Source organism: Nonomuraea typhae (genome assembly GCF_009760925.1).
Lineage (GTDB): Bacteria > Actinomycetota > Actinomycetes > Streptosporangiales > Streptosporangiaceae > Nonomuraea > Nonomuraea typhae.
Window position 1 is genome coordinate 179,311 of record NZ_VRLV01000014.1, and the last position, 24,947, is coordinate 204,257.

Annotated in this window: 19 protein-coding genes; 3 read left to right on the plus strand and 16 right to left on the minus strand. The window is 68.6% G+C overall.

Annotated elements, in window-relative coordinates; all coding sequences use genetic code 11:
- Positions 1-84: 84 nt before the first annotated feature.
- Positions 85-1,224, minus strand: a complete 1,140-nt coding sequence (locus FVE25_RS40050; RefSeq protein WP_157252715.1) for a DUF8189 domain-containing protein — start codon at positions 1,222-1,224, stop codon at positions 85-87.
- A 138-nt stretch (positions 1,225-1,362) separates the two neighbouring features.
- Here FVE25_RS40050 and FVE25_RS40055 point away from each other — a divergent pair, with 138 nt between their 5' ends.
- Positions 1,363-2,175, plus strand: a complete 813-nt coding sequence (locus tag FVE25_RS40055; protein ID WP_157252716.1) for a hypothetical protein — start codon at positions 1,363-1,365, stop codon at positions 2,173-2,175.
- Here FVE25_RS40055 and FVE25_RS40060 read toward each other — a convergent pair.
- The 3 genes from FVE25_RS40060 to FVE25_RS40070 form a co-directional block, all read right to left on the minus strand.
- The gene (locus FVE25_RS40060; RefSeq protein WP_157252717.1) at positions 2,155-2,643 is read right to left on the minus strand and encodes a peroxiredoxin family protein; all 489 of its coding nucleotides are present in this window, start codon (positions 2,641-2,643) and stop codon (positions 2,155-2,157) included. The genes FVE25_RS40055 and FVE25_RS40060 overlap by 21 nt on opposite strands.
- Positions 2,644-2,662: 19 nt before the next feature.
- Complete coding sequence (locus FVE25_RS40065; RefSeq protein ID WP_157252718.1) at positions 2,663-3,217, minus strand: RNA polymerase sigma factor; 555 nt, start codon at positions 3,215-3,217, stop codon at positions 2,663-2,665.
- A 174-nt stretch (positions 3,218-3,391) separates the two neighbouring features.
- A complete protein-coding gene (locus FVE25_RS40070) occupies positions 3,392-3,721 on the minus strand; it encodes a hypothetical protein (RefSeq protein WP_157252719.1) in 330 nt (109 codons plus the stop codon).
- 185 nt (positions 3,722-3,906) lie between these two features.
- Here FVE25_RS40070 and FVE25_RS40075 point away from each other — a divergent pair, with 185 nt between their 5' ends.
- On the plus strand, positions 3,907-4,473 hold the full coding sequence (locus tag FVE25_RS40075; RefSeq protein ID WP_157252720.1) for an ArsR/SmtB family transcription factor: 567 nt from the start codon (positions 3,907-3,909) through the stop codon (positions 4,471-4,473).
- Between the two features lie 58 nt (positions 4,474-4,531).
- Here FVE25_RS40075 and FVE25_RS40080 read toward each other — a convergent pair whose 3' ends face one another.
- From FVE25_RS40080 to FVE25_RS40105, 6 genes are all read right to left on the minus strand, one after another.
- On the minus strand, positions 4,532-6,409 hold the full coding sequence (locus FVE25_RS40080; RefSeq protein ID WP_157252721.1) for a hypothetical protein: 1,878 nt from the start codon (positions 6,407-6,409) through the stop codon (positions 4,532-4,534).
- A gap of 428 nt (positions 6,410-6,837) precedes the next feature.
- A complete protein-coding gene (locus FVE25_RS40085; protein ID WP_157252722.1) occupies positions 6,838-7,251 on the minus strand; it encodes a hypothetical protein in 414 nt (137 codons plus the stop codon).
- Positions 7,252-7,291: 40 nt separating this feature from the next.
- Entirely contained in the window at positions 7,292-8,125 is an 834-nt protein-coding gene (locus FVE25_RS40090; protein ID WP_157252723.1) for a helix-turn-helix domain-containing protein, read from the minus strand.
- 14 nt (positions 8,126-8,139) lie between these two features.
- Positions 8,140-10,653, minus strand: coding sequence for a tetratricopeptide repeat protein (locus FVE25_RS40095; RefSeq protein ID WP_157252724.1), 2,514 nt, complete (start codon positions 10,651-10,653; stop codon positions 8,140-8,142).
- Positions 10,613-13,315, minus strand: coding sequence for an aKG-HExxH-type peptide beta-hydroxylase (locus FVE25_RS40100; protein ID WP_157252725.1), 2,703 nt, complete (start codon positions 13,313-13,315; stop codon positions 10,613-10,615). Before FVE25_RS40100 ends, FVE25_RS40095 begins: the two co-directional genes overlap by 41 nt.
- Positions 13,312-14,427 carry an FxsB family cyclophane-forming radical SAM/SPASM peptide maturase gene (locus FVE25_RS40105; protein ID WP_157252726.1) on the minus strand — a complete coding sequence of 372 codons (1,116 nt, stop codon included), beginning with the start codon at positions 14,425-14,427 and terminating at the stop codon, positions 13,312-13,314. Before FVE25_RS40105 ends, FVE25_RS40100 begins: the two co-directional genes overlap by 4 nt.
- 7 nt (positions 14,428-14,434) lie before the next feature.
- Here FVE25_RS40105 and FVE25_RS40110 point away from each other — a divergent pair, with 7 nt between their 5' ends.
- Entirely contained in the window at positions 14,435-14,635 is a 201-nt protein-coding gene (locus FVE25_RS40110) for a hypothetical protein (RefSeq protein WP_157252727.1), read from the plus strand.
- A gap of 324 nt (positions 14,636-14,959) precedes the next feature.
- Here FVE25_RS40110 and FVE25_RS40115 read toward each other — a convergent pair whose 3' ends face one another.
- The 6 genes from FVE25_RS40115 to FVE25_RS40140 are packed head-to-tail and all read right to left on the minus strand — an operon-like array spanning position 14,960 to position 24,235.
- On the minus strand, positions 14,960-15,859 hold the full coding sequence (locus FVE25_RS40115) for an extracellular solute-binding protein (RefSeq protein WP_157252728.1): 900 nt from the start codon (positions 15,857-15,859) through the stop codon (positions 14,960-14,962).
- Between the two features lie 10 nt (positions 15,860-15,869).
- Positions 15,870-16,874: a vWA domain-containing protein gene (locus FVE25_RS40120; RefSeq protein ID WP_157252729.1), complete on the minus strand. Its 1,005-nt coding sequence runs from the start codon at positions 16,872-16,874 to the stop codon at positions 15,870-15,872.
- 13 nt (positions 16,875-16,887) lie between these two features.
- Positions 16,888-17,361: a hypothetical protein gene (locus FVE25_RS40125; protein WP_157252730.1), complete on the minus strand. Its 474-nt coding sequence runs from the start codon at positions 17,359-17,361 to the stop codon at positions 16,888-16,890.
- 23 nt (positions 17,362-17,384) lie between these two features.
- A complete protein-coding gene (locus FVE25_RS40130; protein WP_157252731.1) occupies positions 17,385-17,591 on the minus strand; it encodes a hypothetical protein in 207 nt (68 codons plus the stop codon).
- A gap of 54 nt (positions 17,592-17,645) precedes the next feature.
- Entirely contained in the window at positions 17,646-18,047 is a 402-nt protein-coding gene (locus FVE25_RS40135) for an SCO4402 family protein (RefSeq protein WP_157252732.1), read from the minus strand.
- Entirely contained in the window at positions 18,014-24,235 is a 6,222-nt protein-coding gene (locus FVE25_RS40140; protein WP_157252733.1) for an RHS repeat-associated core domain-containing protein, read from the minus strand. The genes FVE25_RS40135 and FVE25_RS40140 overlap by 34 nt, the downstream gene beginning before the upstream one ends.
- Positions 24,236-24,947: the final 712 nt, after the last annotated feature.

Here is a 24,947-nt window from a genome sequence, read left to right on the forward strand (position 1 = left end):
GGCCGTCGCAGTCGGCCGTCTTGGGCCGGACGCCCCCGCGGTGTGTCCGGCGGGGGCGTCCGTGTCTGCGTGGCAGGGGCCGGGTCAGTCCACGGCCGGTCCGGGGACCGGGACGTAGCCGGTGAAGGAGTCGAGCAGCCCGATGCTGTTGGTGCCGGCGAAGTTCGTGGCCAGGGCGCCACCGGGTAGCCGGGCCAGCAGGACCTGAGCCTGCCTGCCCTCGAAGCCGTTGGGGCTGAGGGCCGTGGGGTTGCTGGTCACCTGGCCCTCGATCCTGGTGAAGCCGAGGAAGCCGGCGGAGATGCGCTTGTTGATGGACAGGGTGTTGTCAGTGCCGCGGGCGTAGACGGCGACGAGGTTGGCTTGGGAACTGACCGCCGGATCGCTGGTGAGGGAGCCGCCCAGCGGCCGCCAGGTGCCGTTGGTCGTCAACAGGGTCCACAGCTGGTTGTCCTCTCCCCGGGCGTAGATCTCCATGCCGTTGAAGAACATGTCGTCGGCAAGGGCGATGTTGCTGGTGACGCGCAGGTCGCCGACCGGCTGGAAGCCGCTGGCGCCGGTGGGGGTCACCTGGTTGAGGTACACCCGGTGGTCGGCGCCGCGGATGTAGACCCTGATCTGGTTGGCGGGGATGAAGACGCGGCCGGTGGTGATCTCACTGGTGGCGAAGCCGCCCAGGCTGCTCCAGCCGATCCAGGCGCCGTTGCGCAGGACGTTGGTCCACACCGCGCCGTCGGTGCCGCGGGCGAAGATCCTGATGTTGGCGGAGGGTTCGCCTCTGGCCACGATCGACTCGATCTCGCCGGTCACGGTGAGGCCGGGCACGTGGGAGAAGCCGGTCTGGGCGCCGGAGGGGGTGATCGTCGTGGTGTAGACCTGGTCGTCGGTGCCGCGGACGAAGAAGTGCGTGCCGTTGGACGTGACCACGACGGACGGGTCGCCGACGATCGTCCCGCCGAGGGATTGGAGGGGGGCGAAGCCGTTGCCCGAGCGCACGCCGTACAGCAGCGAACCGTCGGCGCCGCGTACGGCGACACCTTTCGCCACCGGCTGGAAGGAGACGTCGTAGGCGATCTGGGGGGTGCTCAGGTTGGGCAGGTCGGGTGCGTAGGGCAGGGGGGCCGTCGCCGCCGCGGCCGCGGCCGGGCTCAGCAGGCTCGCGGCCATCGCGACGCCGAGGACGGCCGCGCCGATGGACCTGCGCAGCCAACGTGGACGCTTCATGTGGGGTCAGTCCCTTTCTTCGTGGAACGGGATGACCACCATTCGCCGCTTGCTGACGCGCGGATTATTGAAGCCGGCACCAAACTGCACCAGAGGGCAATTATGCTGTTTTATCCCTTTCGTGGATGATTGCGACTCATGCGAACACTGGGAAGGTCTGCGGCCGTAGGCGCGATCATCGGCGCGGCCGAAGGCGTGCTCTACGTCACCGCCGAGGGCATCGCCATCTTCCACGTCTTCGCCGCCTTGCTGCTCCCCCTCCCGCTCAGTGTCATCCTGTCCAGGTGGTTCCGGGTTCCACGGGCGGGCTGGGCGGCCCTTCTGGGCACCTGCGCCCTCGCCGCCCTCATTCCAGCGATGATCGCCCTCGCCCCCGGCCACTCGATCTCCGGCTGGCCGCGGGCACTCTACGCTGTGCCGCCCCTAGTGGCGGGGGCCGCCGCCTACGCGATCGCCGGCTATGCGGTCAATCGCGCCACGTGGTGGTGGCCCGTGCTCTGCGCGGCCCTCGGCGTGGGCGCGTTCGTCACGACGGTCCTGCAGGGCCACCCGTGGATCGTCAACTGGCACGAGGAACGCGCGCTGTCGGCCGTCGACGTCCCGCTGCTCGGCCTCCCCGGCCAGGCGCCCTCGTGGGTCGAGATCGTGCGCGACCCTGGCGACACCTTCGTCCTTCTCGAGTACGACTCCAGCACAGCCGCCCTCCACCCGCTCTCGCTGAGCAGCCCGCAGGCGGCGTGCGTGAAGCCGTACCCCGGCGAGCCGCCCTACACATGCCGGCAACTGCCCGGCGAGCAGTGGATCCGCGAGCACGGGCTGGGCGGTGTCGTCTTGTTCGGGGTACGGCACGGCGTACTCGTCGAGGTCAACAGCGAATCCCGGCACCAGGCGGTGACCGACCTCGGCAGCCTCACGCCGGCGACCGCGGCGTCACTGGCGTGGTCCCGCTGACCGGCGGGATCCGCGCAGACCCCGGACGGCGGCGAGAATCCCCTTCTTGTCGTAGCCGCCGGTGGGCATGGTGGCGCCGTGAGCATGGCGGACGACGCCCTCGGAATCGATGAGGACGTCGCCCGACTGCTGCATCGAGCCGAAGACCTTCCTGCTCAGGCCGACCATCTCGTGCGGGGTCCCGCCGCGCCCGACGAGGACGGGGAACGGAACCTGACGCTTGGCCTTCCACGCGGCCGCTTCCTGACGCTCCTCGGGCACCGCGACGAACACCCGGACGTTCTCCGCCGCGAACTCATCACGGCACCGGATGAGATCTTGGACGTGCCTGTTGCAGATCGGGCACGTCGTCGACCGCATGAAATAGATCAGGACAGCATGGCTGCCCCGATATCCGGACAGGCTGACGGCCTGCCCGTCGGTGTCCTCCAGCGCGATGTCAGGCGCGGGCGATCCGATGTCGAGCATGACGAAACTTCCCTTCAGGTTATGGAGATGCGGTGCCGCGCCCGGCCATGTCGCCCAAACTGAGCCGGAGTCTGCCGCGGGCCCGGTGCAACTGGGACTTCATGGCCGCAGTGCTCAGCCCGAGCGCCTCCGCGACCCTCCCGCCCGGATAGCCCAGCACATCCCGCATGATCAGCACTCTGCGCTGAACGTCCGGCAGCTCCTTGATCGCCTGCGCGACGAACTCGGCTTCCAGGCGCCGGATGACCTCGTCCTCGGCCGAGGTCACCAGCCCCGCGTCGGCCGCCTCACCGCGGTCGAACAGCAGTCGCGCGCGGCGCAGGCACTCGTTCCTGACGATGCGGAACATCCACGAGGCCAGCGCCCCGGTGGCGCGGAGCGTGCCGATCTTCCGGTAGAGGGTGATCAGCGCTTCCTGGGCGGCGTCCTCGGCGTCCTGCGGGGAGGCGCACAGGTGCTCCGCGAAGCGCCGCACGTGAGAATGAGCACCGTCGATCACCGCGGTGATCGACTCGCGATCGCCGGCCTGCGCGGCCTCGATGAGCTGAGCGCTCGCCCAAGCGCGGTCAGCCACGCCCACACCCCTGCAGCCGGGCCCAAACCATACTCATCTCCTTCACAGTGCGGCCATCACCCCATAAGAGGCCGCCACCCCGCAAAAGGATTCACCCCAAGGGAACATCGGCACAAACCGCCGACCAGACCGACCCCGATGGCCCGCTCTACGGGCGGGGCCGCGGCCTCGCCCTCAGGCGACCCACTTCGACGGAGGCGACTCGTGACGGCCGGGCCTCCGCATCCTCGGCGCCCGGGCCCGGATCCCCGACCGCGGCGTGAAGCAGGCGAAACACGGCGCCCATATCGCCGGCCCGACGGCGCTGCGCCGGTCATCGACCCGCAGCCATCTGCCGCCTTCGCCGCTGCACTGCGCACACTCCTGCACGGGCACCGGCACCTCGGACTGCGGACCGAACCCCGACTGGATCAGCTCCAAGGCCATCCCGGCGCCCAGAATGACGACGTTGAAGGCGATGAGCCACGCGGCAAGCTCGGCCGCCAGAGGAGTGCTCGATAACACGGCGGTGACTCCTTACCGATGATCTTCCGTCACCAACCGTAAGTATCCCGGCAAACCCCAAATGACGTCCAGGCCATGCCCGATACCGGCCAGAAACGATAGCCATGCCCCGGACGGGGGCATTGCCAAGCCCATACCCGACATCTACGCTATTCCGTACTTACGAAATAGCGTAGGAGGACATCATGAGCGAGGACAAGCTCACCGAACTCGAACGCCGGATCGCCCGCCTGGAGAGCCAGGCCCACACCGTCCCCCCGCGCCTCCCGGAGCCGTCATCCCTCACCGCAGCGGCCACCGGCATGCTCCGCCAGGCAAAAGAGCAGGACAAGCTCGGGACGGTGGCCTACGCCGGAGCCGCACGCCTGGCCGGCGGCGAGACCCTGTGGGACAGGCAGGCGTCTCTCGCCGAGGTGCTGTCGGCCGACTGGTCGCCGGTGGCCGCCATCCTGGAATCCCTGGGCAGCCGGCCGCGGCTGGCACTGCTCGCCACACTCGTCCGCCGCGGCCGGTGCACCAGCACCGACCTCCAGGAGACCCTCGCCGGAGACGGCGAGCAGACCACGAGCGGCCAGCTCTACCACCATCTACGCGCGCTGCAGAGCGCCAGGCTGATCACACAGCGCCGACGCGGCGAGTACGAGCCGGCACCTCAGTCCATGACCCAAGTCCTCACCATCCTCGCCGCCGCCCTCGACCTGGCCAACGACCCCCCACTGGGCCCATCCGCCACTCCGCCCAACCCGGAATGACCCCAGAACCTCAACGTCGCGCCGTGCCGTCGCGCGATGGCTTACGCAAGGGCGCCCTCTAGTTCTTGGCTGATCGGCGGCGCCCCGCTTCGATCGGGAAGACTCGCCCTTCGTCGCGATCTGCCGCGCACTGCGCCTTCAGGCGTTGCCAGTCTTCCTTCACATGAAGAACTACCTGACGCCAACGGTCCTGCTCGCGGTAGAGCCGCTGTGCGGGATCGGGTTCCCAGTCGGCCAAGCGGGTGAGCTCTTCGTCGAATTCCGCAAGGCGACGTGCGATTGCGTCGTTGTCCGCCCGGCGACCGGCCATCAGCGAGTTGATCTCGTCGTTGATGTCCTCGAGTCGATGCGCCGCACGGTAATGCGCGAGCTGAGCATCCGTCAGGCGGCGAACCGCGTACCCGCCGCATTTGCTGCACCAATCGAATCGGCCGTCCGCCAACTCCGTGATCGTGATCAGATCATCATCCGGATGCAGGGCGAGTCCTCCGTCGCGAACGTGACGGCAGGCGGCCGCATGCCCCTTGCCGTAGTCCGGATCGCTGTTCGACGTGTAGATCTGGACGTTCCCGAGTATCCCGAGTGGCAGCCCCAGCCCGGGCCTTCCCGTCCTTCTGCTCTCCGTCGTCCGAAACGGCGTCAGGTCCAGCTGGTCGAAGGCCAGCAAAGCCCGCCAAACCACCGGCGGAATTCCCTGGAGCTCATACCGGTGTGTCAAGGTGCGCAGATCATGCACGCCCCGGGCCATGGCGAGAAGGCCAAGCGACCGCGACACCGCCCTCGGATTGTCACCGGCGGCCTGGGAACCGAAGGCATATGGCCTCGCCAAAGCCTTCTCTCCCGCCCGGACGGACAACTCTGCGCCGAAGCCCTCGTCGCTTTCGGTGTCAGCGCCGATCACCATCTGGGTCCACGGTCCCATCAGCGACGCCGGCAGGTCGTCCGCCCCTGCCACCACAACCCCCAGCCAGCCACGCGCGCATCGCTCGGCGAGTACCCCCAGCGGCACGGCCTCGAATCCGCCGATCGCCGAGAACACCACGTAGACACGTTCATCGTCGCGTTCACTGCGTAAGGCCGCGATGTCGGCTGTCGTGAGCGGACGCCGCTCCGCCACCGGCCCGTCGTCCAGGACTCCCGGGAGCAGAGCGCCGTCGCCGCTGGGCAGGTGCTCGTCAATCCACGCGGCGAGCACTTCGTGGTAGTCATGACCGTGGTCCGGCAGTTCGGCAACCGCGAAGTCGGCGTCCTCGTTCAGCAGACGCCGTGCGATCAGATCTGGCACCTTGACGAGCGCCCGGCGTCGTGCCCAGTCGACAGCGACGGCGTGGCGGCAGAGCACTCCCAGTTGCCAGGGCCACAGCAGGCTCCTCCCCCCGCCCTGCCGAGACCGCTGATACGGATCGCGGTCCTCCACGGGAACGGCCAGCACCATCAATCTCTGGTCAGGAGCGGACTCGGCCACCTGCTGCCGCGCCTCATCGATCCACCCGGCAACCAGGGCGTCGATGGCGCCGTATACCTCGGTGACGCCTTTACGTCTCCGGCCCAGCACTTCTTGCACACGCCGGTGGCTGGAATATCGAGATTCCACGAAACCAGCCCAACCGCTAACGACGGATTCACGCCAATCCCGTTGCACGCCATCGAGAACCTGCCGCGCGGTTCGTTCATCACCTAAGACCCGATACACCGGATCGGCCGCTGACAGCGAGAAGGAAGGCGACGCGAAAACCGCAGCCGCCTCCAGCAACGCCGGCGAATCGATCAGCTGCGCCAGGTCACGGCGAATACCCTCCACGTACGCGGCCTTGCCCGCGAGAGCGTCATGCGCCCACGGCTTCAGCCACGGGTAGCGCTCGATCACCTTCCACGCCTGCTGAAGGCTGTCCGCCGCGCTCCACAACCGATCAGGGCGCTGCCCGGCCGCGTCCATGCTCCCCACATCGCGCACTGCCGGCACATCCGCTCGACAATCGCCTGCTCCAGCCCGATCGACAGCGTCCGCACGTCAGTCGAACGGAGCTGGGAACAGGTTTTCGACACCGTCGCTGCAAGAAGTATCACAACTGGCCCGCGCGTACTCAGCTCCGCAGGATCACCGCACTCGCTTTCGCCCTCTTTCTCATTCGGCGAGACGTGATCCTGGAGACCGGCCCGGCAGACTCAGGCTCGCCGACCAGCCGATCCCAGGATCATCGCGCCAGCCGGCCCACGCGTGCGTCGTGGCCGCCTCGGCCTCGAAGGCCGCTCACCGGAACCCCGCGCCGGTGAGACGGTCCCTCCGGGCGGGCACTCTCAAAGATCTTGCCTGTCCAGCGATGAACGTCCGGTTGGCGCCGGCCTTTCTACCGGTCCAGGGGTTCAGCTGCAGGTGACGCGGATCTCGTTGGACGCCTTGGAGCCCGGCTTGCCGGTATACGGGTTCCGCCAGGTGACGAGTGTGCGCCAGGTCTGGGTTCCCCGGCCGGAGCAGTCGAAGTAGATTAATTCCACATATCCGGGACCGTTGATGATGTCGTCCTCCATCTGGACCCAGCGCCAGACGTCCCATCTCTGGATGTAGATGTTCGCGGTGCTGCCTCCACTGCAGCTGCCGTCGAGACTGCCGCTGCCCCAGATGAGATTGCCGTCTTTGTGGGTCACGCCCACGTGCCCTTCGCAGACCGCGGCGCTGCCAGCGCCCGTGGCACTGGCGGCGCCGGCGGGGCCGGTGGCGGCGATGGACGCCACGAGCGCCGCCGCCGCGACGGACGACCCGAGCAGCTTGAGTTTCATCGGGACTCCCTTCAGGTTGGTGATCCAGGTGTCCCTACTTTCAGCCACGCGGCGTGCCGTGTTCTTGCAGATTCATGCTCAGTCTGCGCCGGAGCCCGGCCGGTGTGTCGGCGAGGTGCCGGCGGATGACGTTGGTCATGTGAGCCTGATCGACGAATCCGTGGATGGCCGCGAGGCCGGCCAGGTCGGTCATTCCCTCGGCGAGGTGCTCAAGGATCGAGCGGACCCGTAATTCGTTGCGGTACGCCGTGAGGGTCTGCCCGGTCACCTTCCTGAAGACCCGGCTCAGGTGGTGCGGCGATGCGCCGACCAGCTCGCCGAGGCGTTCCAGCCCGTGGGAGGGGTTGCAGTTGAGCGCCTCCTGGGCCGCCGCCGCCAGGGCGCGATGCGCCACCTGTGTACTCGGCCACGGGGTGGGGCCGGGCCGTTCCGTTCGCGGCGGCAATGCCTCGAACAGGGAAAGCAGCCTCTCCGCGAGCTCGAAGGAGTCGGTCCCGCCCCGGACCGCCGCGAGAAGAAGCCGGTGCCGCAGATCGAGGGCGCTGGAGACGTTCACCAGCCAGTGCTCCCTCTGCGCGCCCTCGACGCACGTGTCGAACGCGGCCGGCGACAACCGGATCCACGTGAACCCGCCCCGCTGGCCGAAGACACGTTCCACGGTCCCGGCCTTCGCGATGTAGCCGCAGGTGGCGTCCAGGAACTCCCGGCGTCCGGACTCCTCCCGGCGAAACCAGCCCGATCTGACCAAGCAGACCCCGTCGTCGGTCTCGGGAAGTTCAGGTGACCATCCACAGCGCTCGCGGGCGTCCCGGAACCTGATGTCGCCGAGCACCATGTCGCCCGTCGAGGCGAGTTGCTCGCCGTCTATGACCATATCCCGTTCCCACCTCAGAGCCTGGGCTGTGGCAGATGGTAGCGCCGGGCGGCGAGCCAGCGGGCGAACCTGCTGTTCCGGGGAAGCCGGGCCCGCTCGAACCTGGCTTTGATGGCCACCGTGTCCCGATGATCGGGCCCGAGCACGCGCTCGGCGTCGGCCAGCGCACGCTCGTACATCAGCAGGGACTCCCGTTCTCGTCCGAGCTTCCACAGTGTCCTGGCGACGCTGCCCCGGCTGGAGGTCGTCAGCGGGTGGTCCGGCCCGAACGTCTCCTCCCGGCCGGCGAGCGTGCGCTGGTGCAGATCCAGGGCCTGCCGCATCCGGCCGGCCGCGCGCAACGCGCTCGCCAGGCCGCTGCGGGTGGCCAGCGTGTCCGGGTGCGTGTCGCCGAGCAGCGCCTCCTGTATCGGCACGATGGCCCGGAGGATGGCGATGGCCTCGCGTTCCCGGCCCGCGTCGCGCAGCACCCCGGCGAGCCTGGCGCGACCGGCCAGCGTCTCGGGATGGTTCTCGCCGAGCACCCGCGCCTGTGCCTCCGCCGTCTTCTCCAGCAGCGCGAGCGCCTCGCCCGACCGGTGCCGACGTGACGCTACCGCGGTCCCGAGGCTGCCGCGGGTGGACAACGTGTGTGGATGCTCGCCCCCGAGCAGGCGTTCCTGCTCGGCCAGGGTCCCCTCGAAGAGGAGGATCGCCTCGGCCTCCTGGCCGCTCTCTCGCAGTGCGCCCGCCATGTTGCCCAGGCTGACCAGGGTGTACTCGTGCTCGTCGCCCACCGTCGCGCGCAGTCTGGTCAGTGCGTTCTCCAGCAGGGCTATGGCGCGGTGGGGGTTTCCCCTGGCCCGCTCGACGCCGGCGAGGTTGTTGTAACTGATCAGCGTCTCCAGGTGGTCGGGGCCCAGCGTCCGTTCCCTGGCCTCGAGGGTGGCGCTGAAGAGGTCGACGGCCCGGTCGAAGCGGCCACGCATCCGATGTGCCTCGGCGAGGTCGTTACGGGTGATCAGGGTGATCTGGTCGTCTGCGCCGAGCAGGCGTTCCTGGTCGGCCAGGGCGGGTTCCAGCAGCGCGGCGGCCCGGGTCGGCTCGGCCAGTTGCAGCAGGTACCCGCCGGCGACGGCACACAGGCGCGCCAGGACGGGGTCGGTGAAACCGTGCGACCTCGCCACGCCGTACACGGTGGAGACCTGCTGCGCCAGGGCTTCGAACTCGGGGCGGGTCCGCCAGGTGACGGGGACGCGGGCCAGGTGGCGATGGAACCCGCGCAGCAGGCCGATCGTGTGCCGGAGAACCTGCGGCATCCTGCGCTGCGCCCGTTCGCGGAGCACGAGCTGGACGAAGCGGTGCATGAGGACGGTCTCGTTGTCCTGGCTGAAGGTGATCAGCGAAGCGTCGGCGAGGACGGCGAAGGTGTCGTCGAGCCTGTCGCCCGCGGCGCCGATGGCGACCGTGAACAGGTTCCGCGGCACGCCACCGAGTGAGAGCAGCGCGATCACCTCCAGCAGCGCCCGGGCGTCGGGATCCACCTGCTCGGCCCGGTCGACCGAGACCAGGATCGTGTCCACCACGCTGTCTTGATGGCCCTCGCCGTCCACGGCGGGGAGCCGGGAGCGCAGCGCGGAGCCGCGGAGCAGTTCCCGGTAACGGCCGTAGCCGATGCGCAGCTGCCGGATGACCGCGCCCGCCTGCCCAAGCGCCAGAGGCAGGTGCCCCAGCTCCGCGGCGAGCTCCGACGCCTCGCCCGCCTGGTCGAGCAGGGTCCGCTCCCGCAGGAACCTCGCCGCCTCCTCGGGGGTGAAAACGCCGACCTCGACGCAGGGGTGCACCCGGTCGAACGCGCGGTTGCGCGTGGCGACGACGATGTGCAGCCTGCCGGTGGACGGAAACCACGGCGTCACCTCGGCCGGCGCCTCGGCGTTGTCGAAGACGAGCACGCCGGGGCCGTCGAAGGAGGTCATCCACTGCCGGGCCCGCGCGGCCGACACCGTCGCCTCCTCCCCGTCCCTGGGGAGGCCGAGGTGGTGGGCCAGCGCGCTCAGCCCGGTCTGGATCTGCTCGGCGGACTGAGCGGACAGCCAGACCACCAGCCGCCAGCCTTCGGCCTGCCGGGCCCGCGCGTAGGCGGCCGCGGCCATCGTCTTGCCCGTGCCCGGGATGCCGGTGAGCACGGTGACGACGGGGTCGTTGCCGGTGGCGGGCCAGGCATCGCGCAGCGCTCGCTGGATGTGGTCGCGTGGCTGGTGGCCAAGTGGTCCACGCGGGAGGTCACCGTACACGATGGCTTTGGGAACGGGCGGGGAGTCAGGCGTGCGCTGAGCGCGGCGGTCGTGGACGGTGATGGCCAGGCCGAGTATGCCGGAGATGGCCGCGACCACGCTGGCCAGCCGGTCGCCCTGTTCGAGGCCGGACCACAGCGCGTACCCGCCGAGGCTTAACGCGACCACGGCGCAGGCGGCGATGGCGAGCAGACGCCTGCGGTGGGCCGTACGGTCAGCCGGAGAAGGAGATGACGAACGGGCATTCCGGGCCATGCCGGTCTCCTCGCGTCCGGTAACCGCCGATGTAGGTATCTCCACGGTGGACGCGCAGGACCTCGCCGTCGAGTACGCAGCGGTCGCCGGCGCGCAGGAGCTCGTGCAGCGGGTCCTCGGCTTCGACACGGTACAGCGACTGCACCCCGTGGTAGCGGATCTCGACCTCGTCGCGGTGGCGGCTGACCCGCTCGCCGTCGAACCAGTACGTTCGCAGCTCGGAGACGCAGAGCACGGTCCTGCGGAGGGCGGCGTCCATGGCGGCCGCGTAGCCGGGGAGTTCGCCGGCGATGTGGTCGCGCAGGCGGGTGGCGTACTCGACGGTGGCGGGGCAGGTGTAGGAGCACGGCATGTACGGCACGAGCCCGAAGACGGAGTGCCGCAGGAACGGGTTGCAGAGCGGGGAGGGGGTGCCCCGGGTGTTCAGCAGGGCCGCGTAGTAGGTGTTGTCGTCGTTCCAGTTGTTGCGGTGGCGGAAGAAGTCCTGGCAGCAGGCGGGATAGCCGAGCGCGGCGCCGAACTTGTCGTGGTCGGCGCGGTGTTTGTTGACGACCACGCCATCGATGATCAGCGGATACCAGCCGGCGCCGACCACTCGGTCGAGGGCGCCGGGGTCGCGGGCGAGGAACACGTGCGCCTCGGTGCCGGGGCTCAGGGTGGCGGAGAAGGCGGCTCGGGTGGTGGTGAGCTGGTCCGGGGGGACTTGCGCGATCTGGGGGGAATGGCGGTCGAAGCAGGCGTCCACGTAGGACAGCAGGTCCAGGTCGTGGACGGCGCGCAGGAACGCCTGCCAGCTCTCGGCCGGGATCCAGACGTCCATCGACGGCTTCAGCCCCCGGGCGACGGCGATCAGGGTAGGGAGCTGGGCGCCGCCGGTGGCTTCGGCGAAGTCGCGGTAGCGGCTCGACCACAGCTCCCGCACGGCGTGGGGGCCGATCTCGAGCTCGACGAAGTTCGGTGGCGGCTCGCCGGGGACGGCCGGCCGCGGCTCGGGCCGGGGCAGGGTGAGATGCGCGGTCTGCCCGGTCGGCAGTTCCCCGCCGCGCATCAGGGCCGGGGTGTGGGTGAGCACGTGGAGCGCTTCGCCGCGGCGGCCGAGGTGACGCAGGGCGAAGGCGTAGCACTGCCAGAAGTAGGGGGTGCGCGGGCTGCGCCGTACACAGGCGGCGTATCGTGCGGCGGCGGCCGGATAGTCGTCGCGGACGTAGGCGAGGTGTGCGGAGGCGAGGTCGGCGACCAGGGAGGCCCCCGAGGGCAGGTCGAGGCCGGCGGGGGCGGCGCGGACGGCGTCGAGGAGGGAGTCCCCGGCGTACCAGCGGCCCAGGATGGACTCCGCCGTCCAGTCCGCGGGCAGCCCGAGCCGGGCCAGGGTCTCCGGGTCACCTCCTGCGGGGATCTCGGCCTTGATGGGGGTTTGCCGGGTATGCCGGGCGCGATGTGCGGCGCAGACGGCATCCACCCGGTCACGGACCTCGGCCGGCGGTAGCGGCAGGGCGTCGCGGACCTCGTGCAGACGTTTGACCATGGTGGTGACCAGCACCTGCCCGGCCGGGGAGAATCTCGCCTGTCCGGTCAGCACCTCGAGACCGGTCTCCACCTGGCGGCCGACGTGGTAGGCACGCTCGATCACCGCCGCGCGGTCGAACGTGTTCGGCACGTCGAGCAGCGCCAGATAGAAGTCGAGCACCTGCACGAAGGTGTAGGTGGCCTGCAGCAGCCCGCTCAGCGGACGCGGGTCCGGCCGCCAGGGCGAGTAGTGCACGGCCTCCCCGTGATCTCCTGTGATCATGGAGTCGAGAATGAGAACGGCGTAGAGCTTTTGGTGACCGTACTCGTGCACGAGTGCCTCGACAGTGGCCAGGGGCTCGCCCAGGGAGAGCGCGATCAGGCCGGGCGCCTCCCGGAAACTACCGCTGACGTGCAGCGACGGGTCGCGCGACAGAATCGGCACGATCGCCGTCACCCCCCGGGCCAGTTCCTGGGCCAGTTCCGGCCGGGCTGTCGCGATGGTGGCCAGATGCCCGTCCAGCACGTGTAGCCAGTGTTGCGCCTGCGCCGCGTCCAGCTCCGCGAAGTCGTACGGCGTGCGGCCGCCCAGCCGCAGATCCCCGTCCAGCCAGTTCAGTTCGGGCCCCGCCGCCAGCCTGGGCACCCGGTGCGTCCGCCCCGCCACCTCGCCGCCGTCCACCCGCACCTCGAGCATCGTGTACGGCAGGCCGCCCGCGACGCTGACCCCGGCGCCCGGCAGGCTCACCCGCCCGGCGGAATCCGCCCGGACCATCCCCGCGACCGTGCCCTCCCCCGTCAGCAGCGCCGCGGCGGCGGCGAACCTGACGAACTCCCGCAGATGCGGGGTCACGTGCATGCGGGGGAAGCGCTCCGCGGCCCGCCGGGTGAGCAGGCTCCACGCCACATCCACCCAGAATCCCGCGCTCGGATGGCCGAGCACCTGCCGCTGCACCTGACTCGGCGCGCCCGCGACCGCCTCGAAGCTCGCGTCGAACCCCGACTCCGCCAGGCAGCCGGGCGCGAGCTCGCTCAGCCGCCGCCGCAGTTCCCGGATGCCGACGAGGGTGTGGTAATACCGCGCCGTGAACACCGCCTGATTGGCCGGAGTCCATCCGGCCGCGGTCACGAAGGAGGCGACCGTCTCCGCGTTCATCTCGCTCCCTGGGCAGAGATCCTGAGCAGGTCCTCCCGGACCCGGCCGGTCACCACGCGGATGAGCTTCATCAGATCGGCGCAGTAGACCGACGGATTCCGGAATCCGTGCACCCGCGAATACCGCTGCGGAAAGTAGCCGCCGCCACAGATCCGCACGACGTCGCAGGAGCGGCACACGTCGCCGAGCGTGCGCCAGTTCTGCTGGCGCGCGAGCACCATCGGCGAGGTGAGCGCGGTGTCGAAACTGTGGGTGAAGATGTTCATGCCGAGATCGCACGCTCCCGGGTAGGTGACTTTCAGCGTGTCCACGGCCTGGATCTCACCGTTGGTTTCGACCACCACGAAATCCACCGGTTGCAGGCCCCATTCCTCGGAGCTGCGGGTGGCGCCCAAATAGAGCGCGATGATGTCGCGGAAACGCCGGATGCGAATGGGCTGGGGACGCTCGCCGTACCACACCTCGAAAATCTTCAGAAGCCAGTCCGCGTACGGCGTGGCCGACAGGTCGTCTTCCTTTCCCGGCGGCCGGTGGTCGTGGTGGCCGAGCGGCAGCAGAAAATCGATCGACGGCGGGTTGAACGACCGGAAATAGGAGTAGGTCTCCAGCGGGTCGTTCTCCAGGTCGATGACCGCGAGAATCCCGCCCCACAACCGCCGCCCGTCGGCACTGCTCAGCAACTCGAGCGCGCGCTCCAGCCGGCCGAACATCGACCGTCCGGCGTGGTCCAGCCGGTGCCGGTCGTTGGCCGCGCGCGGGCCGTCCATGCTCAGCCCGAAGGACATCTCCCATTCCCGGCAGAACTCCTGCACGTCCGGCGTGTACGTGGTGCCGTTGGTCTGGCCGTTCCAGCGGATCCGCACGTCCGGCGCGTTCCTGGTCACGGTCGCGCACAACTCGCGCAGGTAGTCCAGGCCGAGCATGAGCGGCTCGCCGCCGTGCAGGATGAAATCCACCTGCGACATCCCGTGGACCAGCGCATGCTCGTTGATGCGCGACCCGAGCTTGGCGGCCGTGGCCATCGACATGCGGCGCGGCTGGCGGCGCCAGGACTGGTCGGCGTGCCGGTAGACGTAGCAGTAGTCGCAGTCCAGGTTGCAGCGCGAGGCCACTTTGCAGATGAACGACTTGAACGGCTCGGCGACCACCGATCCCGTACCGGGCACCCGGGGTTACCTTCCGGACCAGGAACTGTGCGAGCTGAAGGAGCTGAACGAACTGAAGGAACTGAACGAACTGAAGCGGCTGTGCGAGGAGTGGGAGCTGAAGATCTGGCCCAGCCGTCCGCTCTCCTCGGTGGCGTCCAGGTCCGCGCCGTAAAGCTCGTTGAGAATCTCCCCCAGGGCCGTTCCGTCAAGGGCGTCCATCGACCGCAGATCAAGATCTGGAATTTCCAGAGGTTTGGGATCTTCAGTATTGTGATTTTCGTCCATGACTATTCTTTCACCTCTGATGCGGGCCTGATGTCGCCACTCATCGTACGAAAGAACAAGGACATCATCCAGCCGCCGAATAAGGTGCGACATTCGCTGAATTTCTGACCTGAATATATGTCCGGGCGCAGTGGTGGATGGAACAGGCCGCTTCCGAGCGGGTACGGGCAACCGGCAGCCACCTTGCGCGGCCCGCGGGCTCTCCTGCGCGTCATTCCACCCAGGCCACGAGATCTCCTATGCCGCGCAGGGTGCTGCGATCGGCCTCCAACCGCCGCTGGGCGTACGGCCAGTTGCGCATGAACGCCACCCCACCGGTCTGGAACATGGCGATGGCCGACTCCTCGGTGGAGTCCGTCGCGGCATCCGGAATCCAGCCCTCCGCGAAACCCCGCGCCGTCCAGGCCAGAGCGTCCGCCGCCCTCTCGGGGACAAGGCGGACTTCGCGGCCGTCGGCCGACAACAGCGGGTTGGCGCGGCCCAGGGTTTCCATCGCGTTGACCGTGAACCCCTCGTAAGGGGCATGCTGGCCCACGTACCCAGCGACGCCCAGCTTCTCCTTGATCAGCCGCGCGGTCGACTCCAGTTGTTCCCAGGAGGTGGGCACGGGGCGGTCGACCTTCTCGAGCAGGTCCTTCCGGTAGAACAGCAGCCCGATGTCGGTGCGGAAGAGGATGGCCCACAACCGTTCCTTGTACTGGCCGGTAGCCAGAGCCTGCGGCAGGTAACTGTCCGTGTCGAAGTTGCCGGGTTCGAGTTCGACGATGTAGCCGCGTTCGGCGAATTCGGCCGTCCACACGACGTCGAGCATGACGACGTCGTTGCACTCCGCAGCACGGTCCTGGGCGTCCTGTGCCTGGGCGATGAGCGCGGCCCGGATCATGTCGGAGCCGCTCGGAAGCTCGCGGAATTCCGCTCTGGCCAACCGTCCCGGCGCTCCCTCGAGGGGGTACGCCCACGTCTGGACCAGGCGCCGGATCTGCGCTCCCGCGCTGGTGTCGCGGCCGTCGGCGAAGGTGAGGACGACGTCCGCGATGTCTGTCGCCCGCAGGTGGCACGACTGTGCCAAGACCGTGGCGATGGCCAGGCCGGCCCACGCGCTGATGCGCAACCTCGTCTCCTCATCTGGGCGTGGGGGCGCCGCCCCAAAGCGTGCCGGAGACCTTCTCGAAGGCCAGCGCGAGGTCGTCGTGGTGAGTGGCCTCGTGGCAGCTGCCCCGGGTGTCGCGGGTGATCTCGGCGAACGGTGACCGGGACGCGCAGCCGCCGGGCGACAGCGTGATGACGAAGACGGACCCGAAGCCGGTCGGGGACACCTTCGTGATCAGGCTGACGTCCTGGCCATGGGTGATCAGCAAGAGCGCATCGATGGGCGCGGGGCGGCCATCGGGCAGCCGGTCGATCACCAGCATCCCCGCCCTCAGGGTCTCGGGCAGTTCCGCGGCGGGTCCCGCCGATCGCGGCCGCGTGGGCCATCGCGGAGGGGCGGCCAGCGGACCGGATCGCATGGGCACGATCTCGTCGTGCGGGCCGTCTCGGCCGGGAACGGCCCAGACCCCCACCCGGTCCTTGGGGGTCAACGAGCCGAGGGTACGCCGCAACAGCGTCGTCACGCTCACCATGCGGGTGGCCCTGGTTCCACCGAACGAGGCCGACATGGGGCTGGAGACGTCCACCACGGCGAGTATCCGGACCCGTCTCCTGGCCACCTCCCATTGCCGGAGCACCGCGGTGACGCTCTCCCGGTCCAGGGACGGCACGGGCACCGGGCCGCGCAGGCGGTGTCGGACGAAGACTCTCCGTGCATCGGGCTGCCGAAGAAACGAGTGAAGGCCGGCCGCGATTCTCCTGCGCTCGGTGTTGGCATACCCGGGCCAGTTCACCTGGACGAACGGATAGTCCAGCCGTGGATTCTCCTCGTCGGCTGTGAACTCCTCCAGCGCGAGCCCCTCGCACCTTTGCCCACGTGCGGAGACCTCCGAGGTGAGTGCGGCCGTGTGCCGGCGCGGCGCCCCCGCGAAGGTGCAGAGCTCGTTGCGGCCCGGGAGCAAGGGGAGCAACGACTGCTCGACACCGCGGATCGTCTCGGGGTTGTCATTGGCGCCGGGCACGGTGCGATACAGCATCGCGGTGATCAGTTCACGAGCAGCCGATGCACCACTGACCAGCTGAATCCGCCTTCGGACTTGACCCTGTCGGCAAGGTCTTCGCTCGCAGCCAGGATGCCATTGCGGAGATGACGACGACCAGCGTCATCACCTTCATCCTGGGCCATGGCCTGGCGTCCGATGGGAGTACGGCGAGCGGTGTCGAGCCCTCGACCGCGAGCACGAAGGCAGTGGCACGCAACGCGACGACCAGCCGAACGTCGGGCCGGGGCAACTCGAAGTCGCGAACGCCCAAAAGCGCACGCCCCGCCTCGCTCGACACAGCCGGCGGCCGCGCGCCCCTCGCCCGCCGGATCAGCAAGGAGAACTCCCGGTTCCGGGAAGACAGACCTTGCAGGATTCCGACCAGCAGCTCTCCTGCCCAGGCGATAGGGGTGAGATTCAGCAGCACGCCCAGGACACGCAGCCAGTGGCGACGTACCACGTGGCGCAACGCGCGGAACATGGCGACAAGGATGGCGCACTGCTTCACACGTCGAAGATGAAACGAGAGAAATGGCCACCTTGGGGATGAAGCAACTTCATGTCGGCTTTGTCGTTCGCGGCTGGATCGACGGCTGGGGTGCGGCCTGCAACTACCAGCGCCCGCACCCGGCCGTGCAGACGGCCATCCCCGGCGGCCATCAGGTCGTCCCGGTCGGGGGTCCAGCGCCACGGTCGCCGCGACGGCTTCATCGCCGTCCCCTGCTCCGGCCGGTCCTCCCGTCCCAACCGTGACCGCACCCGCATCTAATCCTCTAGTGCTTGCCGTGCCACCGATGCGGCACGAACCACGGCATGCCAATGGGGAGAACCGAGGTACTCGGCATCCGTGCGACCAGCACCTTCGATTTCAAGCAGCTCATTGAGGGCCTCCGCGACCCGCGCGATCGCCTCGGCCTCGGCTTGGGACTTCAGATAGAGCCCGATGGATCCGAACGGGTCCTCGCACACACCGGTGTCGTCATACAGAATATGAATGTTGGTACTGAAATCGTCATAGTACCCATCGTGCGGGTATTCCCTCTTTCTCCAGACCGTCTCCTGGTGTCCAGGGTCGGCCAGCGCACGAATCGCCGAAATTACTTCGTCGCGCATCTTGGGGAATCTGATCGCGCTCATGGCCTGTCCCAGCTTCTCCACTTCTTCCATTCGCTGTACGGAATATGAGCGTTGTCGAAGTCGTTTTTGACGGAGCCGTTGATGGGATTCCCGTCCCGGCCGATCACCACGCCATCACGACGGACAACCACGTGATCACGGCGCTGGGACGGCTGCGGATTCTTCGGGTCACCCTTGTCGATCCTAACTCCGGAGCCCTCATTCTTCGGATCCTGCCAGCGAGTCCCCTTGCCCTTCTTGACGGGTTTCACGGTCCACCCCGGAGGTATCTTCTTCGCGGCACCCCAGGGAGCCCAGAGCGTCCCCTTGGCCACCGTCTTCGTTCCTGCCGCCGTAGCCGCGCCGAGCGCGGCCCGAATGCCTGCTCTCACGGCTCCACCGACGCCTCCGATCAATCCTGTGATCAGGGCGACATCGTCTGTTTCGACGGCTCGGCCGGAGCACCGGCCGCCGCGGCAGCGTTCTTCGAACTCCGCCCTCTTGCGGAACGCCTCCTCGGCTTCCCTCTTGTCGCGGATGAGGGCATCCCGGGTCCGGATGCGCGCGCGCTCCGCCTCTCGCTTGCGTGCTCGCTCGTACTGCTGGTGACGCTTGCGGTGGACGCTCTTCTCATACTTGGTCTTCTTCTTGCCGCTGGCGTGGTGGGTTTTGGCGAATTCCTGGTTCGCGTTCTTCTGCTTGCCGCGGGCGTAGCCGTAACTCCTGTCGCTACTGCCGCCGCCGGCGTCGACGCGCCGGCCGTCGGGGTCGGATTGGTCGATGGGGTTGTTTGCGGCGTAGGAGTAGGGGTTGGCCCATTCGGGGGTGCGCAGGTCGAGTTCGGGGTCGATGGAGATGAATTTGGCGATGGCGGGGTCGTAGTAGCGGGCGCCGAGGTAGACCAGGTCGGTGGCGGCGTCTTCGGTTTTGCCGAGGAAGCCGAGGTCGGTGAAGGGCAGGTCGTCGGTGCCGCGCCGCTTGCCGTACGGCAGATAGCGTTCACGGCTGACGGCGCCGGTGGTGTCGTCGACGGCGAGCTGGGTGTTGCCGTGCTGGCCGGTCAGCAGCCAGGTCAGGCCGCCCGGCCGGCGCATGGCGACGGTGGCGCCGTCGGAGGCGGAGTAGTAGCGCGTGCCGGACACCTGGCCGCCGGCCAGGCGCAGTTCGGTGTGGCCGAGGTAGAGGGTGGCGCTGCCGTCGGGGTCACGCCTGATCAGCCGCTCGCCGCCTGCGTCGTAGACCATGGCGGTCTGCTTGCCGTCGACGGTGGCCTGGTTGAGCTGGCCGAGTTCGTTCCAGTCGAACGTGGCCTGTTTGCCGGCGACGGTGCGGGCGGCGAGTTGACCGGCGTTGTCGTAGGCGTAGGTGTCGGTGCCGCCGGGGCGGGTGATGGAGGTGACCGCGTTCGGCCGAACGGCGCCGGGGCCGGAGGCGGGGTAGGCGTAGATGGCCGTCTGTCCTGCGTCGACCAGGGTGGCGAGGTTGCCGACCGCGTCATAGGTGAACGCCTGATCGTAGGGATCGGCGCCGAGGGCGTCGCCGGAGCCCGTGCAGGTTCCGGCGGTGGTGGTGTAGGCGGTCTTCAGCCGGCGTAGGCCGTCGTACGTGAAGCATTCGGCCTGCGGGGCAGTGCTGCTGGAAGCGGCGTCCAGGATGCGGGTGATGTTCCCGGCGATGGTGTAGCCGTAGCGGTCGTCCTGAACGGTCTCCGGGCTGGCGCTGTCGGCTCTGGTCTGGGTGTGGACGCGCGATAGCCAGTCGGTGGCGGGGTCGCGTTCCAGGGTGCGCTTGAGTTTGCCGCCGGCTCCGTGCGAGCGCCAGGCGAGTTTTCCGGTCAGGGTGAAGGCGCTGTCGTGGACATATGTCCCGATGGGCGAGGTGAGGTCCTTGGCGAAGCCGAGGTCGGTGTAGCCGTAGGTCAACGTTTCCGAAGGCAGGCCACCGGCGGCGGGCAGGGTTTGCTCGCGCAGGTTCCCTGCGGCGTCGTAGGCGGAGGTGAGGGTGTAGTCGCGGCCCAGGTCGCCCTCGCCGGCCGGGATGGTGAGTTTGCTGGCGGTGACCCGGTAGTCGGCGTCGTAGGCGGTGATGGCCTGGGTGTACGGCTGGCCGCCGGTGATGCGGGTGGAGGTGGCGGGCTGGCCCTTGGCGACGGTGTCGTAGGTCCATTCGGCGAGCTTGGTGCCCGAGAGAGGTTCGCCGGACCATTGGGTGCGGCGGCGGCCTAAGTCGTCGTAGGTGTAGGAGATCTTCTGGTTCTTGCCGTCGATGCTCCACAGCATCCGTCCGGCCGGGTCGTAACCGTAGCTGGAGGCGCCGGCGTCGGGGTCGGTGGCGGCGGTGCGTCGGTCGAGCCAGTCGAAGGTGTAGGTGCGGACGTTGCCCTTGGCGTCCGTCATCTTCGTCAGGTTGCCGGCCAGGTCGTAGCCGTAGCCGGTGTCCTGGTGGGTGCCGGCGTCGGCCCACTCTTCGACCTTGATCGGCTGGTCGTCGATGTCGGTGACGGCGGCGGTCTTGCCGCCGAAGGGCGGGGTGATCTCGGTGCGCTCGGCGCCGGGATAGGCGGTGGTGGTGCGGCGCAGTTCGGTGCCGAGGTTGTAGGCGATCGAGGCGGTTTCGCGTTCCTGGTCGTCGTAGACGGTCTTGGTCCACTGCGGCAGCGAGGTGAGCGCCGCGTTGACCAGGCCGCTGCCCGGCGCGCCGGTGTTGTGCGCCGGCTCGGAGACGGCCGCCTCCAGCCCGCGCGCGTCATAGACGGTGCCGACCACGATCCGGCCGCCCATCGGTGAGGCGGTCTGGCTCTCCCGTACCCGGCCGAACCCGTCGTCGTAGCTGTAGGCCGCGGTGTAGGTGGTGCCGGTCAGCAGTTCTCGGATGGTGGTCTTGGCCGGTCCGGTGGGCTGGCCGAAGCCGCTCCAGGGGATGTCGTAGGCGGCGGTGGCGCTGGGGGTGTTGCCGGTGCGGGGCTGGCCGGGTTTCCACAGCTTGGTGGTACGGCCCAGCGCGTCGTAGTCGATCTCGGTGGTCTTGCCGTTGGGGTCGGTGACCGAGGTCGGCTCGCCCAGCGTGTGGGAGAGTTTGGCGCGGGTCTGGTAGCCGAGCGGGTCGGTGGTGGTGATGCCGTCCTTCGGCCAGCCGATCGCCGGCGCATAGGCGGTGGTCGTGATCTTGCCGAGTGGGTCGGTCGAGGTCAGCGGCCTGCCGTACTCATCGAAAGTGGCCTTGACGGTGGAGATCGACGTCGCGGCGGCGTGGGCGCGGACCTCGGTCGGGTTGCCGTCGCTGGGCTTGTTCGTGGCCGGATCCGTGCCTCCGTCGTACAAGGTGACGCTCTTGCCGAACAGCGCGCCTGCCGTACAGTCGTCGCCCGCCCGCTCCTCCACGATCGACGGGAGGGCGACCAGGAACTGGCCCGGGTCGGTGTTGCGCGCATAGCTGGTGGTGGTGCAGGTGTTGTCCGTGGCGATGCCGTCCTGGCCGTAGTCGTTGACCTTGACCGGCAGGCCGTCGGCGTTGTAGTCGCTGCGCTGGTCGGTGTAGCGCCAGGCGCCGGTGGAGATCTTGTCCCGGGCCCGGGTCCGGGTGCGCAACACGTACGCCGGATCCATCGTCCCCGGCCCGTTGCCGGTGTTCCGGATCGCATACTCGTACCGGAGCGAATCGACTTCGGCATAGGTGCGCGGGGTCAGCGCGGTCATCTTCCACGCCTGCTCCTGCAGCACTTCACCCTGCAGGATCGGGGCGTCCACGATCGTGGCGCCGTCGAACGTGGTGATCGTCTGGCCGGTGCCGCGCAGGAAGGTACGCGAGGTCACCGTGTAGCCCGACGGATCGTCGCCGGAGCCCTGCAGGGTGCGCACCTGCTGGTAGCCGCGCCAATCGGAGGCGGGCGGAGCCTGGTCGGGCTGCGCGAACTGCACGGGATCGACCCAGTTCGGGCTGCCGACGAACTCATAGCTGTTGACCATGTCCGGCGAGCCGCCGACCATGTCGCGCTCGACGACCTTGCCCGCGAGCTGCTTGTAGTAGCGGGTCCACGCCTCGTAGCCGGTGTCGGGGTCGCTGCCCATGTCGATCTGGTAGCAGTCGCCGACCTTGTCGGCCAGGTAGGTGGAGCCGTCGCGGCCCCTGCCGCCGCCGCACGGGTCGTTCTGCCGGTAGGTGACCTCGATCCGGCCGCCCATCCCGTTGCCGATCGCGGCGATGCGCGGCACCATCCGCCACGACACCTGGCTTGGCCAGTCGGAATCGGAGATGTAATCCATCTTCCCGGCCAGCATCACCGCATCGAAGTCCAGCGGCGGCAACGTCACCTGCGGACTCGCGGCCAGACCGGTCTGCTGCACGGTGTCCAGCCACATCACCGCGTCATACGCCGGCCCCGAATCGGTGCGCTGATACATCCAGGCATGGGTGAAATCCAGCCGATCGACCGGATCCCACCCGCCGCCGACCGGATTGAGGGACTCGGTGAAGACCGAGGTCAGCTTGCGGGTGGAGTAGAAGGCGAGCGCATCGTTGGTGCACCCGACCGGCTGCGTGCACAGCAGATCGGTCGGCACGTCGTCCCCGCCGCGCGCCACGGTGACGAACCTCGTGCGCGCGCTCGGCGCACTCCCGGTGACCTGGCTGTTGTGCCCCCACGACACCTGGTCCAGGAAGCCGCCCCGCTCATACGGCAGCACCTTGTAGGTCTCATGCGCGCACGAGGGCAGGCAGAAGTAGTTGGTCTCGCGGGTGTAGGCGTAGTCGATGACGTTCTCGTTGCGGTCGGCCTCCTGATCGAGGTTCCACCGCCACACCCCCATACACGTGGGCGGGATCATGTCATTGAGATAGCGGTCATAGCAGGGCTCGCCCGGCTCGTTGCCCACATACGGCGCCTGCCACTGCGCATCGCGCGTGTAGCCGAACCGCCACACCTGCCCATCCTGCGTGGTGATCTTCCAGTACGGCTGGGCCTCCGCGCCCCCGGCCACCTGCTCGATCCGCCACCCGAAATCCGGAACCGTCTTGAACGCCCCCGAGGCGCGATCCTTCACGATCTGCGCCGACCGGCCACCGGCACTCAGCACCAGCTCCGACTGCGAGCGGTCATTGGTGGCCGGGTCGTTGTCGGTCTCGTCCGGCGACTCCCAGCACAACGCCTTGCCGCCGATCCCCCGCTCCTCAGCCGTCCAAATCAGCTCCGCCGTATCAGGGTCGTAGAAGTTATCCACATAACACCGGCGGAAACGCCGCTCGATAAACCCCGCACTCAAGTCCCAGCCCACCCCGACGACGCCGGACTGGTTGTTGGTCCAGCGCCCCTGCCCATCCACCGACGAGGCGTCATACTGCAACGACAGATCCGGACCGTCCCCGGCCGCCGACGGCGGCTCCGGCAACGGCACGTCATAATCGAACCCGCCCCCCGACGTACCGGCCTGCCACGTCCCCGACGGCTTCAGATCGGTGGCGCCCCAGGTGCCGTCCGGCCCCGTCATCCCGCCCGCGAGCAGGTAGACCGACCCCGCCGCCAGTTGCCCGGCCAGTACCGCATCCGCCGCCCGTGCGGCGCCCTCCTTGCCCTTGCCCGCCGGCGGCTTGACCGCAGTCTCGGCCGCGCCGGCCGGTGCCGCCTCCACCTCGGCGACCAGCGTCCCGGCCGTCCGGTCGTTGACCGATGCCACGACCGCCGGCCGTACCTGGCACGAGCGGGGACGCGGAGACTGCAGCACGCACGCCGGCAGCCGCAGAACCTGCAACCGGCCGGCGAAGTTCCCGCCGAAAGCATCCCGGAACCCCGCATAGGACAACTCGATGCGCACCCGGCCCGGGCTCCGCACCTCATCGGCGCGCACCACCTTCGCCCCCAGCCCGACCCCGCCCAGCGACCGCACCACGTCCGCAGGCAGCGTCTGCACCGCCACCTTCTCCGGAGCGCCGCCGCCCTTGCCCCGCCCCACCCGGACCGGCCCATCGCCGGCCAGCTCGCTTCCGGACGGCACCCTCACCTCGGCACGCCCCGCCGTCGGCCACACCGGCTTCTTCGGCGCCACCCACCGCGCCGACTCCTCCGCCCCCGCGCCGGCCTTCTTGGCGGCCACCGGCCGCGCATCCACCGACTTTTCCGGATCCGGCCCAGACGCGGCAGCCTGCTGCAACAGCACCTCCGGGACACCGATCCCCGAGACCACCAGCATCGCCACCAGACCCGTGATTAACGCCACCAGCCACATGTGGGCATGCCGAATACGCATCCGAACCTCCGTCAGAGAATGCTCGCGCGGACCCCGGGAACAATGGATCGCGCGTGCCTAAAGTCGAAATAAGGGCGATCAATCGGACTGTCCGCGACGATCACATATCAGTCAACACCGGGAACGTCTCTTGCCGAACGCAAAGAGTCACCTGGCTTGAACTGATTCTGCATATTGTTACTGGTCAACTCACGGTCAGCCACATCGCCCGGACAGCGGGTGTGATCTGCATCACACTCAATTCAATAGACCTCATCTAGATGAAATTTAGATGCGTTCCCTATAATTTCGTCCCGACATTCGCATGACGATTGATCACGAGAGTCCGCGCGGCGGCTGGAGCGGTCCACATTCGCCCGCCTGAGCCGACCTGGAGTTACTCGGACGTCGCCGCTCCTGCCCGGGTGAACGCTTCGCTTGGTTTCACCGGATACGCAGCTTCTGAATGACGCAAACCGCATCGCCGTACAACATAAGCGGTTTGACCGCCAACGGCCTGTTCGACTCTGCGCTACTTGCGGGACGCTCCTCCCGCTCCGCCACCGGCCGGGAACCCGCACACTGCACGGCCATCCGGCGGAGACCGAGACGTGTTCGTCGTGGTCGGTCAGGTTCTCGTGGGTGACGGTGAGCCGGACGATGTCGCCGTGCGGCTCGAGGTCGAAGGTGACGCATCGCACGAGTGGCCGCACGCGGCCGGACCGCCCTCAGT